This is a genomic window from Streptacidiphilus sp. PAMC 29251 (assembly GCF_054208735.2).
On the sequence record NZ_CM135725.2, the window covers coordinates 8,216,578 to 8,235,397 of the forward strand.

12 protein-coding genes and 1 pseudogene are annotated in these 18,820 nt (G+C 69.1%); 7 read left to right on the top strand and 6 right to left on the bottom strand.

The annotated features are described in order from the left end of the window. The first annotated feature begins 460 nt into the window (after positions 1-460). The 5 genes from ACXKR8_RS38930 (at position 461) to ACXKR8_RS38950 (ending at position 4,968) form a co-directional block, all read left to right on the top strand. Entirely contained in the window at positions 461-1,306 is an 846-nt protein-coding gene (locus ACXKR8_RS38930) for a DUF4397 domain-containing protein (protein WP_458269229.1), read from the top strand. A 106-nt stretch (positions 1,307-1,412) separates the two neighbouring features. Further along, entirely contained in the window at positions 1,413-2,132 is a 720-nt protein-coding gene (locus ACXKR8_RS38935) for a class F sortase (protein ID WP_458269230.1), read from the top strand. A 59-nt stretch (positions 2,133-2,191) separates the two neighbouring features. Next, a complete protein-coding gene (locus ACXKR8_RS38940; RefSeq protein ID WP_458269231.1) occupies positions 2,192-2,743 on the top strand; it encodes an RNA polymerase sigma factor in 552 nt (183 codons plus the stop codon). Next, positions 2,730-3,566: an anti-sigma factor gene (locus ACXKR8_RS38945; RefSeq protein WP_458269232.1), complete on the top strand. Its 837-nt coding sequence runs from the start codon at positions 2,730-2,732 to the stop codon at positions 3,564-3,566. Before ACXKR8_RS38940 ends, ACXKR8_RS38945 begins: the two co-directional genes overlap by 14 nt. 227 nt (positions 3,567-3,793) lie before the next feature. Then, a protein-coding gene (locus ACXKR8_RS38950; RefSeq protein ID WP_458269233.1) for an IS3 family transposase occupies positions 3,794-4,968 on the top strand; the annotation gives its coding sequence in 2 pieces (ribosomal slippage) (positions 3,794-4,067 and positions 4,067-4,968; 1,176 coding nt in all). Here the strand turns inward: ACXKR8_RS38950 and ACXKR8_RS38955 are convergent. Together ACXKR8_RS38955 and ACXKR8_RS38960 are read right to left on the bottom strand one after the other, a co-directional pair. After that, entirely contained in the window at positions 4,929-6,092 is a 1,164-nt protein-coding gene (locus tag ACXKR8_RS38955) for a transposase (RefSeq protein WP_458269234.1), read from the bottom strand. The genes ACXKR8_RS38950 and ACXKR8_RS38955 overlap by 40 nt on opposite strands. Positions 6,093-6,311: 219 nt before the next feature. Then, the gene (locus ACXKR8_RS38960; RefSeq protein WP_458269235.1) at positions 6,312-6,512 is read right to left on the bottom strand and encodes a hypothetical protein; all 201 of its coding nucleotides are present in this window, start codon (positions 6,510-6,512) and stop codon (positions 6,312-6,314) included. Positions 6,513-6,633: 121 nt separating this feature from the next. Here ACXKR8_RS38960 and ACXKR8_RS38965 point away from each other — a divergent pair, with 121 nt between their 5' ends. Then, positions 6,634-8,886 carry a tetratricopeptide repeat protein gene (locus ACXKR8_RS38965; RefSeq protein ID WP_458269236.1) on the top strand — a complete coding sequence of 751 codons (2,253 nt, stop codon included), beginning with the start codon at positions 6,634-6,636 and terminating at the stop codon, positions 8,884-8,886. Between the two features lie 260 nt (positions 8,887-9,146). On the opposite strand, the gene ACXKR8_RS38970 is transcribed toward ACXKR8_RS38965, so the two are convergent. From ACXKR8_RS38970 to ACXKR8_RS38980, 3 genes and pseudogenes are all read right to left on the bottom strand, one after another. Continuing rightward, positions 9,147-9,320, bottom strand: a complete 174-nt coding sequence (locus tag ACXKR8_RS38970; RefSeq protein WP_458269237.1) for a hypothetical protein — start codon at positions 9,318-9,320, stop codon at positions 9,147-9,149. A 381-nt stretch (positions 9,321-9,701) separates the two neighbouring features. After that, entirely contained in the window at positions 9,702-14,723 is a 5,022-nt protein-coding gene (locus ACXKR8_RS38975) for an NACHT domain-containing protein (protein ID WP_458269238.1), read from the bottom strand. A 78-nt stretch (positions 14,724-14,801) separates the two neighbouring features. Further along, positions 14,802-15,924 (bottom strand): annotated as a pseudogene (locus ACXKR8_RS38980) (IS630 family transposase). Positions 15,925-16,077: 153 nt separating this feature from the next. Here ACXKR8_RS38980 and ACXKR8_RS38985 point away from each other — a divergent pair. Beyond that, a complete protein-coding gene (locus ACXKR8_RS38985; protein ID WP_462100017.1) occupies positions 16,078-18,453 on the top strand; it encodes a Shedu anti-phage system protein SduA domain-containing protein in 2,376 nt (791 codons plus the stop codon). Between the two features lie 173 nt (positions 18,454-18,626). On the opposite strand, the gene ACXKR8_RS38990 is transcribed toward ACXKR8_RS38985, so the two are convergent. Continuing rightward, positions 18,627-18,812, bottom strand: coding sequence for a hypothetical protein (locus tag ACXKR8_RS38990; protein WP_458269240.1), 186 nt, complete (start codon positions 18,810-18,812; stop codon positions 18,627-18,629). Positions 18,813-18,820: the final 8 nt, after the last annotated feature.

Below are 18,820 nucleotides of genomic sequence, written 5' to 3' on the forward strand. Positions count from 1 at the left end.
AACGTGGCGAGGTGCCGTGCCGGGCGTCGCAACACGGTGGACCTAGCCGGTCACCGCACTAGCTGGTTCACTGCGGGGGTGCCCTGAGGCGAGCGCTCGACACAATCCAGGCTGGACAAGCGGGTTTTTCCGGTCGGCGGTCGCCCTTTTCGGCACCTTGCGGGCCGCAACTGTCGGTGACGGCTATGCCGGTGGCCCCCGGTCCCAGAGCTAGAGCCAGGTGGCGGAGCCGGGTTCGAAGCAGGTGGGCCGCGCCCTGAAGGTGGCGGACGCAGGCATGCAGGTGTCCGTGCCGCCCAGTGGTCGACCCCGGCCCCCCAGGGCCTGGGAGCCGGAAGGTGTCCGGGGCGGGGTGAAAGTCCCTGCGCGGCTGCATCCGGATGCGCCGGGCCGGCCGAACTCATGGTTGTGGACACGCAGAGGGGCAGGCCCTCTGCGGTCCGGAACCAAAGGAGACGCCATGAGTTCACGTGTGGTGAAGGCGGCAGCCGGGATGGGAACCGTCGCGGCAGTGGCCCTGATGGGTGCAGGAGCGCTGGCCCAGCCTGCCGCGGCTGCGGGCGGCAGCGCCACCGTGAGCGTGCTGCACGCGGTGCCGGGACTGGACGTCGACGTCTATGCGAACGGCAAGGAACTGCTCCCGGACTTCAAGCCGGGCACGTTGACCGCTCCCCTGAAGCTCCCCGCCGGCACGTACGACATCAAGATCTTCAAGACCGGGGCCGGCCCTGACGGCACCCCGGCGATCGAGAAGAAGGTACCGGTGCCGGCCGGGGTGAATGCCACCCTGGTGGCGCACCTTACCGCGGACGGCAAGCCGACCCTGGACGCGTTCGTCAACGACATGTCGAAGGTGCCGGCCGGCAAGGCCCGGCTGACGGTCCGCCACGTCGCGGCGGCTCCCGCCGTCGACATCCGCGCGGGCGGCACACCGGTGTTCAAGAACCTGACCGACCCCGGAGAGGCCAAGGCCGTGGTCGCCGCGGGGATGGTCAAGGCCGATGTCGTGCTCGCCGGCACCACCATGGTGGCCATCGGCCCGGCCGAGCTGAACCTCGCCGAGGGCACCAACACGGTGGTGTATGCCTGGGGCAGCGCCGCGGACAAGAACCTCGCGCTGAAGACGCAGACCCTGACGGGCCTGTGGTCCAGCCCCGGGGTGCCGGCCGGGGAGAGCGGCGCCGCCCTGTCACGTGGCGGTGACGTGAACGACGCCCTCCCGTGGCTGGTCGGCGGCGGCGCCCTCTCGCTGGTCGTGGCCGGCGCTGCGGTCCGTCGGCTGCGGGCCACCTCCTCTGCCCGCTGACCTGGCAGATACAGCGCCGGGACAGGTGCGCCGGTCGGCGCCCGGGGCCCGGCCCCGGGCGCCGACCGGTCCCGTCCCCTGCGCGATCCGTTCCGGGAGGCCACCGTTGACTCGCACCACCGCACAGCGTCGCACCGTCGCAGTCCTGATCGTCAGCTGTGTCACCGCCCTGGCCTGCCTGATTGCCGCGGTCGCTCTCAGCCTGTCGGCGACCTCGCACGCCAGCCCGGCGGACTTCGGCACCGCAGTATCCGCCCCGCCCGCGCCGTCGTCCGTTGCACCGGGCCGCACGGGCACGGCCGCCGCCACAGCATCACGGCCCGCAGCGCTGGCCAGTGGGGCGTCGCCTGGCGAACCGGCACAGGCCTCAACCGGCCTGACCCCGGTCCGACTACTGATCCCGCGCCTGGGCGTGGACGCAGCGGTAGAGGCCGTGGGCGTCGCAGCCGACGGGACGGCGGCGATCCCCGAGAATCCCCACCAGGTGGGCTGGTACCGCTACGGCCCACGCCCGGGCGATCGTTCCGGGTCCGCGGTCATCGTCGGACATGTGGACTTCGCCACCGGCCGGCTCGGTGTCCTGGCCGCACTGGGCTCGCTGCGCGAGGGCGACCGCATCCTGGTCCAGGACGCCCGGGGCAGGCAGCGCACCTTCGTCGTCCGGGCCCGAACGAGCGTGCCCAAGCCGCAACTTGCCGCCTCCGGGGCGTTCCGCCGCGACGGCGACCCGGTGCTCACCCTCATCACCTGCACCGGACCCTATGTCAAGGACCGCGGCGGCTACCAGGACAACCTCGTGGTCACGGCAGTCGCGGAGCATCCGTGAGACCCTCCTGGGGCGGATCCCACGTCCTGGCGGCCGGAGGGTCCGCTAACCTGTGCGGCGTGACAGGGACGGGCGACGACCAACTCGCCGAGGGGTTCACCCGCGGCGACGAGGCGTGCCTGGCGGAGATGTACCGCCGCTGGGGCGGCCTGGTGTACGCCGTCGCCGCTCGCTCCCTCGGCGACCCCGACGAGGCACAGGACATTACCCAGCAGATCTTCGTCGGAGCCTGGCGCAACCGTGCGGGATACACCCGGGATCGCGGGTCACTGCGGGCGTGGCTGCTGGGCATAGCCCGCTACAAGGTGGCCGACGCGCTCGCCCTGCGAGCCCGCCTGCTGCGCGCGGCCGACGCCGCAGCCGCCGTCAACGCCGGGGCCGATCCCCACAACGGCGCCGAGGCCGTCGTCGACCAGGTCCTCCTCCTCGACGAACTGTCCCGCCTGCCCCAGGCCCAGCAGGACGTCCTGAGAATGGCGTTCTTCGAAGACCTCACCCAGGAGAAGATCGCCCAGCGCACCGGTTTGCCCCTGGGCACCGTCAAGAGTCACACTCGGCGCGGGCTCATCCAGCTCAAGCGCAGACTGGAGGTGGACGATGCAGCACATTGACGAGGACACCCTCGCGATGATCGCACTCGGTGAGGCATCCGACCCCACCACCGCGGCGCACCTGCAGCAGTGCGACCAGTGCCGGGCCGATGAGGCCCTGCTGCGACGAGCCGTCACCGGACTGCGCAACGCCGACCCGCTGGAGAACTCCCGCTTCCCCGCCCCTCCGCCCCACGTGTGGAAAGGCATCGCCGAGCAGCTGGGCACTGCCGCCGACATCGTCGCCTCCCGCCCACAGACGGGCAATCACCCCACCGCACCCGACGCATCGCCCGATCGACCCGCCGCGCCGCGGGCGCAAGGCGCAGGCCACGGAATCCCCGCGGACGCCACGTTCCTGCATGACCACTCCACCACACACCCGGAACACGGACGGGCCCGCCTGCGGCGCCTGCCCCGCTCCAGGCTGGCGCTCGCCGCCTGTGCGACCGCCCTCGGTGCCGCCCTGGGAACCGGCGTCACATGGTGGGCCGTCGGCTCCCACCACGCCACTCAGCAACAGGCTTCCCACCAGTTGCAGCCCATCCTGCCCGCAGCAGCAGGCTACGCCAGCCTCAGCAACACTCACGGCGAACGCGTCCTGGACATCACCGTCAAAGGACTGCCCGAGACTTCGGGCTACTTCGAGGTCTGGCTCATGGACAGCAGCCACACCAAACTCATCTCCATCGGCACCCTCGCACCCGACGGCCACGCGGTACTGCCCGTACCGGACAACGTCAGCCTGTCCGAGTACTCGACAGTCGACGTATCGGTCCAAGCCTACAACGGCAGTCCGGCGCACTCCGGCAAGAGCATCGTCCGCGGGCACTACGGCAGCTGACCTGCCCCGCCCGGACGCAGCGGCTCAAACCGCCGCCGACCCCAGGCAGCGCCTGAGCCGGGGCCGGGCTCTTCCTCGAGCTGCCGCAAGATTCGCCCTTCCCGTGCACTATCCGTGCGCACGCTCGTGGGGGAGCGGCCGAGATACGGCCGCTCCCCGGGCCTTTGCCCTTGATCGAGGACACCCTGATCATTGGATCGTGAAGATCCATAGGACAGGAGTTCCCGTTGGGGACGTTGAAGTACTCGCCTGAGTTTCGGGCCGATGCCGTCGCGCTGTACCGGGCAAGCCCCGGACGTACGTATGCCGCGGTGGCCAGGGGCCTGGGAGTGAACCACGAGACGCTGCGCGTGTGGGTGCGTGAGGCCGAGCAGGCCGCCGTGCCCGGCGCCGCGGAGTCGAGCGCCCTGGAGAAGGAGAACAGGCAGCTCAAGGCTCGGGTGAAGGAACTCGAGCTGGAGCGGGAGATCCTGCACCGGGCAGCGAAGTATTTTGCCGGCGAGACGAACTGGTGAGCCGCTTCACCTTCGTCGCCGACCACCACAGCGCCTACGGCGTGAAGCGGCTGTGCAGGCTCCTGCACGTCTCCCGTTCCGGGTACTACCGCTGGCTGCGGGCCGCCCCGGCCCGCGCCGAGCGCGAGCACGCCGACTTGGCACTGACGGTTCGCATCGCCGCGATCCACCAGGAGTCCGACAGCACCTACGGCAGTCCCCGGATCACCGCCGAGCTGCGCGAGGAGGGCCGGCCGGTGAACCACAAGCGCGTCGCCCGGCTGATGCGCCGCAGCGGGATCATCGGGGTGCACCTGCGGAAGAAGGTCCGCACGACCGTCCCCGCACCCGACGCGGTCCCGGTGCCGGACCTGCTCCAGCGTGACTTCACCGCGCCGGGACCCAACCAGAGATACGTCGGAGACATCACGTATCTCCCGGTCGGCGAGGGCCGGTTCCTCTACCTGGCAACGGTGCTGGACCTTTACTCCAAGCGCCTGGTGGGATGGTCGATCGCCGACCACATGCGCACCGGGCTGATAGCCGACGCGCTGCGGGCCGCCGCCGGCACCCGCGGCGGGGACCTGCGCGGAGCGATCTTCCACAGCGACAACGGGGCCCAATACGTCTCCAAGGAGTTCGCCGCCCTGTGTGGCGAGTTCGGCGTGGTCCGATCGCGCGGGGCCGTCGGCACGAGCGCGGACAACGCCGCCGCGGAGTCGTTCAACGCCAGCCTGAAACGGGAGACCCTCAAAAGCGCCAAACGCTGGCCCGGCGCCCGCGCCGCCCGCCTGGACGTCTTCCGCTGGCTGACCCGCTACAACACCCGGCGACGACACTCCGCCCTTGGCCAGCAGAGCCCGATCCACTACGAACAACGATCAACTACGCTGGCCCTCGCCGCATGACACCCGGTGTCCTCAATCAAGGGTGAAGCCCCGGAGGCCACCACCCAGGCCGTGTTGACCTGCCAGGACTTGGAGGGCAACAGCCCGAGTCCGACCCGCTTGATCGCCTTTACCCGGTCCTCCACCTCGTCGTGATCGCGGTACAAAGCGTCGAGGAACCAGGCCTGGCCGGAGCCGGGGACGGCGCAGAGGCCCTGGTGGGCGGGGATGTTGGTGGCCACGATCTGGTAGCGCCAGCCGGTGTGCTTCTCGAAGGCGGTGAGCTTCTTGGCGTCGCGGCGCGAGGGCTTGACCCGGCGCACGATCAGCCGCAACCCAGTGGGCCAGCCCGACAGGTCGCGCAGGCCGGTGATCTCGGCGACCTGGTAGGTGACGGTGCCGCCGTCCTCGGCCTCGATCTCGTGGATGCTGCCGTCCTGGCGCAGTGCCGCCGTCCACACGTGTCGGGGCAGCAGGGCGATGGCTTGCTCGTCGGCTTGGTTGATGGCCCAGCCGGTGACGAAGCGGACCCGGCGTCGTGTGGTGGTCAGGGCCTGGAGGTGGTCGAGCAAGCCGTGGGAGAAGGCCGCGCCGTCGATGCGGACCAGCAGTTTCGACCACAGGGGCAGCGGGATCTGCCGCAGGGAGGCGGCCAGGACCGTCTTGTGGTCGGCGATGTCGTTGGGAGCGGCGTTGCCCGGCCGCAGCAGCATGGCGACGCACTCGCGGGTGTTGGCGACCCAGGCTCCCAGCGGCATGTGTCCGAACGATCCTTTGTAGGTGCCGGCCGCGCCTTCCTTCTTGCTGGTGCAGGGCACGATGGTGGCGTCCAGGTCAAGGACGTACCAGCCGGTCAGTACCCGGCCGGCGACCTGTATCCAGGGGAACCCGCCGGGCCGCAGCGTCAGCCAGGTCCACACCACGCGCCGGATGGCGGCCCGCACCCGTTCGATGCGCGCGGCGACCGGGGCGTCGATCGCCTCCAGGGTGCGGCGCAGTGTGCTGTCGGAGACTGGGCTCGGGAACAACGGGCGCCAGTGGAACTGGAGGTGCTCGGCCTCCAGGAGGTTCGTGGCTCCCAGGGCGATTGCGCAGGCCAGCTGGACCAGTGCCAGGCCGCGGTCCCGCCAGCCTGGCTTTATCACCGAGTTCCGGCTCCAGATGTACGTCAGTTCTGACTCCACCGGTTCCCGCCGGGAACCGGTGTTGCTGAGAGCTGACTCCACCCTGCTGACGATCACTCGGGGGCCTCCCTCCTTGGGTGCCGATCTGCCGGCCGGAGGAGCGGGTCAAGGCCCTGCACTCCCGAAGCTGCCGTGAAGTGACAAGTAGCTCTCAGTAGTCGGTGTGCCCGTAGGTGACGTTCATGTGCGGTACTGGGCGAGGGTTGCGGTGATGGCGGTGATGAGGGTGAGGGTGGCGGCGAAGGTGGTGGCGGCGCGGGTGAGGGCGGCGGGGTAGGTCGCGCTGTCGCGACGGGCCAGGACGCCGGCTGCGACGGCGGCCAGGAGGGCGAGGGCCACGGCGAGTGCGGCGGCGAGAAGGACGATGACGATGCGGTCCACGACGTGGTCTCCCTGCGAGGGCGGGATGCTGACGTGACCGAAGATTCCGGAACCCGTGGTCAGCAGGCGTCAATCGGTGGATGCTGACGAAAGTTGAACGCGCTGGCCGGGAGGGGGCGGGGTGGACGAGGGGATCCGCGAGCGTGGTGGGGCGTTGACGGTCCTGCGCCAGCGGATGGCCGACGGCCTGGCGATGGCTGGCCTGACCGTGCCCGACGTGGTGCGCAAGACGGAGCTGAGTAGCACCACGATCCGAGGGGCGCTGCGCGAGGGGGATCCGCCCCCCTCGCGTGCCACGGTGGCGGCGTTCGCCAAGGCCCTGGGGGTGCCGGCCCAGGAGTGGCTGGACCTGCTGCGGGCCGCCACAGGTGCTGGGTCAGGGCCCGAACCGGTGGCCGAGGCGGCCCCGGGCAGGCCGATCGCGGCCTGGGATGCGTATGACCTGGAGGTCCACCCCGCGGGGGCCTCCACGGCGGGGGCGGCTGGTTCGGCACGGGGTCTGCCGGAATACGTCGAGCGCGCCCATGACCGGGCGCTGGCCGAGGCCGTGCGCCAAGCCGATGACGGCAGCAGTGCGATGGTGGTGCTGGTGGGGTCGTCCTCGACGGGCAAGACGCGGGCGTGCTGGGAGGCCGTGCAGCCGCTGGCGGGCGCGGGCAAGGGGTGGCGGCTGTGGCATCCCTACGACCCGACCCGCGCGGACGCCGCGCTGGCCGACCTGGGCCGGGTCCGCCCGAACACGGTGGTGTGGCTGAACGAGGCCCAGCACTACCTCGGCGACCCCCGGCACGGTGAACTCATCGCCGCCGCCCTGCACCGCCTGCTCACCGACCCCGGGTGCGGTCCGGTGCTGGTCCTGGGCACCCTGTGGAACAACTACGCCACCGAGTACACCGAACTGCCCACGCCCGGCACCCCCGATGCGCACAGCCGGGTCCGCGAGCTCCTGGCCGGGCGCACCCTCACCGTGCCGGACACCTTCGACGCCGCCGCGCTCAGCATCGCAGAGGACAAGGCCGCCGCCGGCGACCGCCTGCTTGCCCAGGCCCTGCAGCGTGCCCGCGCCCACGGCCGGGTGACTCAGGACCTGGCCGGGGCCCCTGAGCTGATGCGCCGGTACGAACAGGGCACACCAGCCGTTCGGGCACTGCTGGAAGCCGCGATGGACGCCCGCCGGCTGGGCGTGGGTCCATACCTGCCGCAGCCGTTTCTGACCGATGCCGCCGCCGACTACCTGACCGACCACGACTTCGCCCAGCTGACCGACGACTGGGCCGAGATCGCCTACGCCGACCTCGCCCGGCCAGTCCACGGCAAGCAGGCGCCCCTGACGCGCGTCAACCCGCGTCCCGCACGGCGCCCCCCGGGGCCGCCACCGGCCCCCCGGGAAGCCCCCGGGCCGGGCCCGGCGGTGCTGCAGCTGGGAGACTTCCTCGAACAGCACGGCCGCACCCACCGCCGGCGCCTCTGCCCGCCCGCCTCCTTCTGGCACGCCGCCGACGCCGGCGACACCACCGCCCTGAACCGGCTGGCCGCGATGCGGGAGGAGGCAGGGGACCGGCAGGGAGCCGCGGACCTCCTGCAACGCGCCGCCGACGCCGGCGACACCACCGCCCTGAACCGGCTGGTCGAGATGCGGGAGGAGGCAGGGGACCGGCAGGGAGCCGCGGACCTGGCCCAACGCGCCGCCGACGCCGGCAACACCACCGCCCTGTACCGGCTGGCCATGATGCGGGAGGAGGCAGGGGACCGGCAGGGAGCCGCGGACCTCCTGCAACGCGCCGCCGACGCCGGCGACACCACCGCCCTGTACCGGCTGGTCGAGATGCGGGAGGAGGCAGGGGACCGGCAGGGAGCCGCGGACCTGGCCCAACGCGCCGCCGACGCCGGCAACACCACCGCCCTGTACCGGCTGGCCATGATGCGGGAGGAGGCAGGGGACCGGCAGGGAGCCGCGGACCTCCTGCAACGCGCCGCCGACGCCGGCAACACCTTCGCCCTGTACCGGCTGGCCGTGATGCGGGAGGAGGCAGGGGACCGGCAGGGAGCCGCGGACCTGGCCCAACGCGCCGCCGACGCCGGCAACACCACCGCCCTGTACCGGCTGGCCATGATGCGGGAGGAGGCAGGGGACCGGCAGGGAGCCGCGGACCTCCTGCAACGCGCCGCCGACGCCGGCAACACCACCGCCCTGCACCGGCTGGCCATGATGCGGGAGGAGGAAGGGGACCGGAATGGAATGGAAGTGATTCTGCAGCAGCTCGCTGATCGGGGCGGTCAGATGAACCACGACTACCGTCCATTTGTTCGGAGACTGAAGCGGATGTGGCCGTACGGGCTGGACCCCGATGGCTCGCCGTCTGTCCCGTGGTGAACCGGGACAATGAGCTGCCAGAATAGTTACGAAGAGTTACTTGTCACTTCGCGGCAGCGTCGGGAGCGCAGGGCCGTCAAGGGGGAGCGCCCGCAGGCGGAGCCTGTGGTCGAACGATCATGACGCGGGACGGAAGCCTGCCACCATCACGGCGCGGAGGAAGGTTCCACCACAGCCGCCTGGAGTCAGAACTCACCTACAGAACGCACCTTCAAGATCGCCTGGCGGAGTCAGAACTGACGTACATCTGGAGTCAGGTCTCACATGCGAAGCCACCAGCCCGGCCCGCTGCCTGCGGGGAGTACGGCGGCCAGCGCGCGGGCCAGGCCGAGCCGGTCGGCGACCTTGCGCAGCAGCACGATGCCCGCCTGCCCGACCAGGTTCTTCCCGTCGGCCCGCACGGCGAGCCGGTGATCCCATTGGGTACTCTGCACCTGTTGGGTGTCTCTTCTCTGCGGCGTTCTTGATCTCAGCAATCAGATCATCGCAGGTGGGAGGCACCCTTCTGCTGTCGGTGCGTCAGCTCGCATTCTCTCCTGAATATATGAGGTTGAAGGCCCCAGGTTCCTCTACCCCTGGCACATCAGCTGTAGACCGCCCGCACTCCGGGGCGGTCTACCCCCACCTGTAGGAACAGCGAGCCGAGCGGGCAGTGGTAGCCCTACGAGTCGCAGCGGACCACCAGTGCGTCCCGCCACCTCTGCCAAAACTCCCAGCTCGCCCAGGTGCACCTGCTGGTCGTGCAGCACTCGGTCAGCCTCGAACTACGCCACGGCCAAGTGGCCAGGACTGCATAGCAGCCAGAACCTACTTATTCAGCGCCGGCTTCTTCTTACGTGGTGGATCCTTGGCTGCACGATCATGCGGCCGTCGGGCTCCAGCCCGACCGATTGGCTGAACTCCTGCCAGACCCGCGATTCGGCGGTGACGGGCTGGCGTTCGCCGAGGATTCCCTGGACTAGGCGGAGGTCAAGGGTGTCGAGGTGGGCAAGGACCCAGTCCTCGGCTGCGAGCAGGCTGCTTCCCTGGCCCGTGGGACGGCCGTGGTTGTGGTGCTGGACCTGCAGCACTCCGTCGGCGTCGTACCAGAGGGGTTTGCTCGGGTGCTGACGGAGGTTGGCGGACTGCAGCAGCCATCCGCTGAGCATGCTGACGTGGACCGGGCTGTCGATGGAGCAGTCACGGCCCGCGCTGGACCAGGTGTAGTCCTGGGTCACCGGCCATGCACTGACAGGCTTTCCCCGCGGACCTAGCGCCATGTCCGGCCCCTCCCCAGCAATGGGGCTCGGGAGCCACGGCGAGCGCTCCTCGGTGGTCGGACCCGCTTGCCACTGCCTGGCAAGTCGATGCAGCCGCGCATCGCGGGCTGCCGTCTGCCGCTCGCGCCAGGCGGCTACGCCGCCGTCGCTGTCGTCTGTTTCGATCCCCGAGTACCCGTAGACGTCCTGCAGGAGTGGGATGTCGGGGAGCCGTGTCGAGCTTGGCTCCTGTGGTGTGTCGTGAGCCTGCTGGGGCTCTTCAACCTCGGATCCCCGTGCACGGACGTGCCATTCGTCGTCGCCTGCATCAAGATCGAGGGTGGGCAGGAGCGGGATTTGTGCGAGGTAGACGCCGTGGTGCTCGCGAGGAGCCGGCATCCAGCGCCCCATGAGCGAGCGAGTCTTCAGGAACCTTAGGAGGGCGGGGCGTTGAGCCTTCGCAACAATCCAGCTGTGGATGAGGTGCCACTGCTCTGCCTGCCCCTCGCTCATGTCCCAGCCCTGGCCGGCCCAGCTGTCGCGCACGTACTCGTAGAGCACAGCCCAACGTCTCCCGGCCTCGTCAGTTCGCACGGCGAGGTCGGAGAGGTCCGGCAGGTTCTCCTTGCTTGAGATCCACTTGTCCAGTTCGTCGTCGGGCCCTGGCAGCCAGGGAGTAGCGGGTGCCCGGAAGTCGGCCGGATCGGCGGGGAAGGTCGATTGATCGACGCGCTCTTCCAGGGCCTCGTCATCCTCGTCCAGGAGGTGCCGGGCTGGCGGCAACGTCGGATCGATGTCGAGTAGCCCCGGGTCGGGGCCCTGGAAGACCGGTGCGTCGTCGTCGTAGATCTCCCGCACGTGGTGATGGTTGGCCAGTCGCTCAACCAGTTCGTGCAGGGCGAGCCATTGGTACTTTTTGCCGAAGCGCTCGGCCTTGTGGTCCTGGCGAGCCGAGGAGGGTGCGCCGCGGAATTGGTCGAACTCACCGAACAGGTCCGGTGACCACCCCAGGTCGTCGACACGTGCCGCGATCCACCGTGTGGCCCAGTCGGTGTCGATGGGTGAGTCGGCGAGGACTTCGTCCTCGGTGGGCTGTACCTGGCAGCCTTGGAGGTGGGCGAGCTGTGTGTTATCGAGGATTTGGTGGGCGGTGCCGCTCTGGTCAAGGAGGGCCTGGACGGCCTCCGGTGTCCCCAGTGCGGTTCGGACGTCAGCGGGCAGGCTGGCGATGAAGGCGGGAATTCCGTCGGTGGACAAGCGGGGCGGATCGCTGCGGCGTTCTCGGCGGGGCCGGGGCCGCAGGGCGGTCAGCGGTAGCTTGCTGAAGTTGCCTACCGCAGGCTCCACTTGGTAGCGGGCGAAGTCTCCGAAGGCTGAAAGCGAGGACAGGATCGATCCCCAGGACTGTCGGGGGGATTCTGGGTTGCGCGGGTAGCGTTCCTTGATCTGGTCCTCGGTCGGGGCTGGTCCTACGGGCGGGCATGCGTGGGGGTGTGCCGCGACGGAAGCCTGCTCGTGGGTGATCACTGCGGTGCTGGATGCCAAGCTGATGGTCCGGGTGGCGGCGTGGCACACCAGCACGTTCCGCGAAGCGTGCACGGGACCGCCCGGATCCCCGTAGACGCGATCAAGCAGCAGTTCTGCAAACTGGCGCAGCTCGTCCGGTGCGCTGCCGGTGCGGGCGAAGACCCCGTATCCGACCAGGATCAGGCGTTCGAACAGGTAGGGGTCATCGACCTTGGCCGCGTCCTGGCGAAGGAATCGTTCGGCGATGTCGAGCAGTGTCTTGGGGTGACCGAGCAGGAGCTGTACGAGGGCTTTGGTGGCTCGATCGCGAAGGAAGCGGTTCGGGGACGTCAGAGTCCAGGTCAGGGTCGTCGCCGCCAGGCGCACAACCTCGTCATCAGCCGGACGTGGCCTGCTCGGCGGGATGTTGTCCCGGGTTCGGGCTCGCGGCTGGAGAGTGCGGCCGGGCGTTGGGCTTTCGTCTAGGCGCAGGTGCGCGGGCAGCGGGTACTGCTCTGCCCAGCGAAGCAGCCGGTGCAGGGCTGTGGGGTGAGTAAGCGCGTAGTAGGTCTGCCGGCCCCATGAGGCGTCCCGGTCCGGCCGAGTGCGGCGGATGAGATGGCCATGGAGGTGATCCGCGTTCAAGCAGTGCCCGGGTTCGGCGGTGACCGCGATGATCGCCTCCAGCAGCCTTTCACTCAGTCCGTAGGCTTGGCCGGCCTCCCTCAGAAGTGCCACGGTCCTTTTCGTAACGCTTGCCGCGCTGCGCAGCGGCAGAGTGGTGACCAGACTGCTGGCCATGGCACGTTGCCGGCGCCCCTCCGGTGAGGCATCGGTGTCGTCCTGTGAGGATGGGTGGGTCAACAGGTCGGCCAGCTCGCGTCCGGTGGTCTCGGGTAGCAGCACAGTTGCCGCTTCCAACTGGTTCCCGGGAGCGTCCTCCAGCCATGCGCGCAGAGGGGACCCGGCAGCCAGGGTCTCGCTGGAACCGAGGTTGCCGAGCTCGTCGCGGTGCAGGTTCAGGACGGCGTGCACGACGCGGTCGTCGCCGAACGCCTGGTAGGGGAAGCCGATCGCGATCTGGCCCGGGAGCGCGAAGGCGCGCTCGTTGGACAGAAGCCCGTGGGCCAGGAGCTGGCCCAGCATGGTGTCGGGCCATTCTGTGCGGTGGGGTGCGAAGGCGTCGACCACCGCGCGGGCCTGCGTTCGGGACAGGACGGACATTCCGTCCTGGGCCATGTGCGCTGCCAGCGTCTCCAGTGCCTGGTGGACCGGCTGGTCGGCCGGGTCCAAGCGCAGTTTCTGGCAGATCTGGCGCGAGCGCATGTCCACGAAGGCGTCGAACACGGCGCTGCGGTCGCGAAGGACCTGGACGCTTCCCTCTCCGTAGTGTTGACGTACTGCCTCGCGCAAGCTGTCCACGTAGAGCTTGACGAACAAGGGGTTGGTGAACGCGGGTGCGAGCATCGGGACTTGGGGCAGGGCTGAGGGGAGGTCTCTCAGATAGGACTCAAGGGCTTCCATCTCGCGGCCCTTGAAGCCCGGGTGGGAACTCTGCGGGCCTTCGAAGTGCTCAGGCAGTACGAGGTCTTTCAGGGTGGTCCGGCAGGAGACGACGAGCGCGATGTGCGGGTAGGCCTCCAGGAGTCCTTGGAGACGTGGTAGCTCGGTCTTCCAGCCGCTGGGGTCGTCGGCGTCGTTCAGAGCGTCGATGATGAGCAGGAAGCGACAATCGCTGGCCTCTCCGACCGCGTTCATGGCCTGAAGCAGGTCACGGTGCGCCATGTCGCCCAAGCCGCAGTGGCGGCCGAGCTGGGTCAGAACGTCGTGCCCCTGCAGTTCCTGTCCGAACAGGACCAGCGCCGGCCGGTTGCCGTCGACCGCGCGCCGGGCAGCGTCCACGAGCAGGTGGGTCTTCCCCTGACCGGCTTCTCCCAAGAGCAGCCAGGCCCGACTTTCTGCGGCCTGCGCCGAATCGCTGCCCAGTTCGTCCCCAAGGCCTTCGGCCGCGCGAATGGCCCGATCCACAGAGCCGTGATCCTCGGCCAGGCCACCTACCCGGTTGCTGAGCTGGACCGCACGGCTCTCGGGCAGCTGCTGGGTCAATTCGGACGCTTCCAGCAGTCGCGCAGTGTCCTTGATTCGGGCGGTGACCTTTTCGAGTACGGCCTTGATGTCGTTGACGAGGTCGTAGCCGTCGGAGGCGGGCAGGCCCTTGCGGGGGCCAGGCCCGGGCAGTTCCCGCAGCAGGGTGTCGGCTGCGACCTTCGCCTGCGCCAACAGCGGGTCGATGGTCGAACGCGCTTGCGCGACGATCGGCTGCTCGTGCAGGGCCGTGAGCAGGAGCTCCCACTCCTGGGTGACTCGGGCGACAGCCTTGTGCAGGTCCCTCGAGCGTCTGGCGAGGCGTTCGCGGTATTCAGGGGGCAGCGCACATGCGTCGATGATCCTGCTCAGGGGCAGCGGCACGTGGTTCAAGGGCGTGTAACGCGATTCCGCCGCACGTTCCGAGGCGGTCATTTGCTCTCGGAACCAGTCCGGGCCAAGAGCACGCTGCTCGAAGAAGAACCAGCGTCGGCCCTCGTTGCCCGGCCGATTCAGACGCTCAAGCAGTTCTCCTCCGCCGACGAACTCGATCGTCATGTCGTCCAGCCCGGGCAGGTCCTTCTTCCACCGGGTGACCTCCGTGTTCCAGCGGTCGCGTGCCCCTACCCGAGTCCGTCCCTTCGGGGTGATCGGCGTTGGATCCGGTAGGTCGAACGGAACCAGGAAGGTCAGCTTGACGATGTTGCGGCTGGCACGGTTCGATCCCACCGTCTCGGCGCTCTCACGGGCCAGGGGACGGAGCGCGTCTACGTCAGCGACGAACTTCACCTGGAAGCCGTGGGCGGTCCCGTCGGGAGCCAGGTCGTACCACTCGACTCCTCCGTCGGGAGCGGCGGTCTTGATGGTCTGCCATCCCGGTGGTGCTTCGTCGCGCAGTTGAAAGCACAGCTCCTCAAAGGCCCGATGCTGGCTTCCCTCCCAGGGGCGGATGGCCCACCATGTGCGCCCTGCCTGGGTCGGTTCGTTGAAGGACTGCTCTTGCGCCACTTCGCTCCCGCATCCGCTGTCGCTGGCCGATGGGACAAGGCTAGTGCGTTGACCGGGTGACTTCGCCGGGTCGGTGGGCTATGCGACGGCGAGGAGGGGGCGTCCGCCCCAGCGGATGCCCTTCTCGCTGCGGATGCGGGCGCGTTCGCGGTGTTGAGCGGCCAGGACGTCGGGGTGGCGGGCGTGGGTGTTACGCCAGCGCAGGTAGGCGTGCAGTGCCCGGGTCTGGACGGTGTGGGTTGGGGTGGTGGGAGTTGGCCAGGGTGAACTGCCGCAGGGGTCCGAAGTGGGCTTCGATCGGGTCGGCCCAGGAGGCGTTGGTCGGGGTGAAGCACAGCTCGACCTGGTGCCTCTTCGCCCAGGTGCGGATTCTGGTGCCTTTGTGGGCGGACAGATTGTCCATGATCACGTGTATAGGTTCGCCGTCGGGGCGCGCGGCGCGGATCGACTTGAGCGCGGCCAGGGAGTTCGCGGCACTCTTACGGCGGCGGTTGACGCCCCACAGGGTGTCGGTGCCCACCGAGTAGCAACCGTGGAAGTAGGTCACTCCGTGGGTGCGGTGGTAGGTGGCCGGCAGTCTGTCAGGGTGACCGGACAGCGCCCAGCTGGACCCGGCGGTGGGGCGGATGCCGAGCGGTCCGAACTCGTCGAACGCGAAGACGCGCTGCGGTGCGTGCTCCAGAAGGTACTCGATGCGGTCGAGCTTGGTGTCGTAGTGCGGGTCGGTGGACTCCTTCCAGGTGCTGGTGCGCTGGAAGGTGACGCCACGTCGGGCCAGCAGGCATCGTAGGCCCTCGCGTCCCAGGCCGATTGTCCGGCCCGGGACTGTGGGGAGGTAGGCGGCTAGTTTTCGCAGGGACTAGCGGGTGAAGGGCTGGCCCAGTCGGGTCGGTCGGGTGGTGGCCGTCGTGACGACGAAGTCCTCGTCGTCACGGCTGAGCTGGCGGGGACGGCCTCCCGCCCACTGAGGGTCCAAGCAGGCCAGGCCGATCTCGTTGAACCGGTGGATGACGTCGCGCACCGTGTCCTCGTCAGCGGCCACCAGTTGGGCGATGACCGGGACCCGGTTCCCGCCCGCCGAGGCCAGCAGCATCATCGCCCTGCGGTAGCGGACCGTGTTCATGGTTCCGCGCCGCACGATCTGCTGCAGCTTCTGGCCCTCCTGGTCGGATAACCGACGGACCCTGACTGGCTCTGCCACCACGCCTCCGCGAAGCCGGAACGGACAAGCCCAACGCCCCCACCGTCCCACACCCCACCGACCCGGCGAAGTCACCCGGTCAACGCACTAGATGAGCGCCCTGACAACGAGTGTCCGAATCTCACCGAGGAGATCGGCCTGCCGAAAATCGGGATGCACGACCTGCCGCACACGGCGGCCACCATCATGATCAGCGAGGGTATGCCGATCGCCCTGGTCTCCAAGACCCTGCGCCACTCCACCCTGGCCACCACCCTCAACCTCTACGGCCACCTCCTCAAATACGCCGCCCACGACACCGTCGCAGCCCTCGCTGGCGCCCCCTGGACCGCGCCGACGCCCAACACATCCCTCACCGCCCCGCCACCACCCTGCGCTTCGCCGCCTGACGCACCGTCCGGGAGGAACAGTCCCGATCGTCCGACACGTAACGGCCCCGCCGTCCATCCTGGATGTATGACGCCCAGCGACCCCGTCCCGGCACACGCGCAGCAAGCGATCACCGCGGTGACGCGGTACGACCTCTTCAAGTACCTGCGCGGGATATCGGTCCCCTGGTGGGGGAAACTGGACGAGGTCGCTTTCCTGGAGGGCCTGTACGACCTTGACCGTCTGCCCTCCACGGACATCCGCTTCGCGACCTGTCGCGACGACATCCACCAGCACCGGTTCAACAATGACGACTGGCCCAACGACTGGGTCTTCAAGTACGACCCGTTCGAGCTCGCCAGCGGGCCGGACGAGACGCTGCTCGCCTTCCTGGCACGGCTGGTCCATCCCGAGGTGGCAGCCGACGTCGAGGAGGCTACGGAGCACGTCGGGGAGTTGAACCGGCTTCTGGCACCGGACGGATGGAGCCTGCGCCCCTATCAGTTCCTCTCCGGGCGCCCTCTCTACTCTCCGGTCCGTGTCGCGCCGACGGGCCCGCTGATACCGCTTCCCCTGGAGGACGAGGATGCGGGCAAGCTCGACCTGGTCCTTGGCCAGACCTACAGCCTCCTGGACTGCGGCGGCGAGGAATCCGCACGCGACCTGCTGCGCACCGCGGTCCTGACCCTGCGCCGCGACGACGACGGCTATTTCCACCCCATCCCAGGCGACGGATGGACCAAGAGCACCTACGAGGCGGTCCTGACTGTGGAGCGCGAGCTCCTGCCCACCTGTACCCCGCAAGTGCAGGAGGTGATCTGGCGGACGCTGGAGAGCGTGCTTGGACCGCTCGGACGCATCGACGTCCAAACCCTCGTGGTCGAAGGCGACACCCGGCCGCTGCCCAACATCCCGCCGGACTGGCACGACCAGGCTCTGGCTCCCGCCACCCCCATCGTTCGCGGATTCCGCCTCCCCTTCACCACCACCGAGTTCGACGTCACGCGCGCAGACTTCGCCGATCTGGAGATCCGCGGCCCGCAGGACGGCGGCGGGTTCCACTACCTCTACGACGCCCGCACACGTCGCATGATCACCGACTTCGTCCTCGACGACCGACCCCAGGTCGCGACCCTGTGCAACGTCACCATCATCAAGAAGGGCGACACCTTCACCCCCAGGATCAAGCTCTGGAAGAAGGACAAGAAGAAGGCCGGGGAGACCCCCGTCGCACAGATGCTTCCCGACACCGGGGCCACCCGGACCGTCAAGGCGCTCGTCGACACCGGGGACGTCCACGAGAACTTCTGGAAGGTCATCAACTTCCTCCAGGGCTGCGCCGGCCTGCGCACGCCCGGCGACTCCCTCCAGCTGGTGGCCGGTGACGAGGCCCAGCTGGCCCAGCTGCTGACCGGCCAGGATCGGACGATGGTGCTCGGCGCGGTCAGGACCGCGATCGGCGGTGGACTCACCGAGGCCGACATCCGGTTGATCAGCAACCGCAGAGAGCAGCTCCAGAGGTTCGAGCGGCTGCTGACCGATCCGGGCTACTTCGAGCAGGAGGAGAACCGGTCGTCGACCCGCGGAGCGGAGGCGGTCTGGCAGGCCTTCTTCGAGGCGAACCAGTGGATCTTCGGCTACGGCCTCAACCTCATCGCCTGCGAGTCCATCGACGACGGGAAGCTGGAACGCATCACCACCGGTGCCGACCTCTTCGGTGGGGCCGGGAAGCGTATCGACGCGATCATGCGGTCCAAGGGCCTGATCAGCAGCATGCTGTTCTGCGAGATCAAGACCCACGAGACGGAGCTGCTCGCCAGGACCCCGTACCGTTCGGGCGTCTACCAGGCATCGAAAGAACTGGGCGGCGGGGTGGCGCAGGTGCAGAAGACCGCCAGCAAGGCCCAGCAGCTCATCTCCCGCAAGTTCCTTGCCCGGATCTACGAGGAAGACGGCACCCCGACCGGCATCGAGCTGTCCACCGCTCGGCCCCGGCAGGTGGTGGTGATCGGGAGCCTGCGCGAGTTCACCCACAACGGCGACGTGAACCCGGAGAAGATGAGCTCCTTCGAGCTGTACCGGACGTCCATCCAGGACGTCGAGATCATCACGTTCGACGAGTTGCACGCGCGGGCGCGCTTCATCGTCGAGGACCGCTGAGCCGCATCTCCACCAGGGTGCTGGGGCGCGGTGCACGCTGGAGGAGACGCGTACGGCCGCGGCGACTGCAGCTTTCGCACAGCGGTGGATAGACAGTGCTGACCCAGGCGAACTTTCCGCGCCCCATGCCGGTATCGCCTCCGGCCCGGACTGGCTGAGGCAGTACTGCCCGGTCAGCGGAGCCGTTGCTCCTGCCAGTGGGGATGAGTGGCGTAGGCCTGGGCCAGGGCGTGCAGGGTGCGCTGGCCCAAGCCGGTGTCCGGAAGCCAGCGGCTGTCACCTCTGCCGGAGTGGTGGCAGGCGTTGGCGCGGACGGCCCGCTGGTTGGACGGCAGGGTGTCAGTGCCGGGTGGGACCATGTCTGACG

Bases quoted from the DNA above. Each gene is read 5' to 3' on its own strand.
- ACXKR8_RS38990 (WP_458269240.1), bottom strand. From the start codon at position 18,812: ATGGTCCCACCCGGCACTGACACCCTGCCGTCCAACCAGCGGGCCGTC.
- ACXKR8_RS38945 (WP_458269232.1), top strand. From the start codon at position 2,730: ATGCAGCACATTGACGAGGACACCCTCGCGATGATCGCACTCGGTGAG.
- ACXKR8_RS38930 (WP_458269229.1), top strand. From the start codon at position 461: ATGAGTTCACGTGTGGTGAAGGCGGCAGCCGGGATGGGAACCGTCGCG.
- ACXKR8_RS38985 (WP_462100017.1), top strand. From the start codon at position 16,078: ATGCACGACCTGCCGCACACGGCGGCCACCATCATGATCAGCGAGGGT.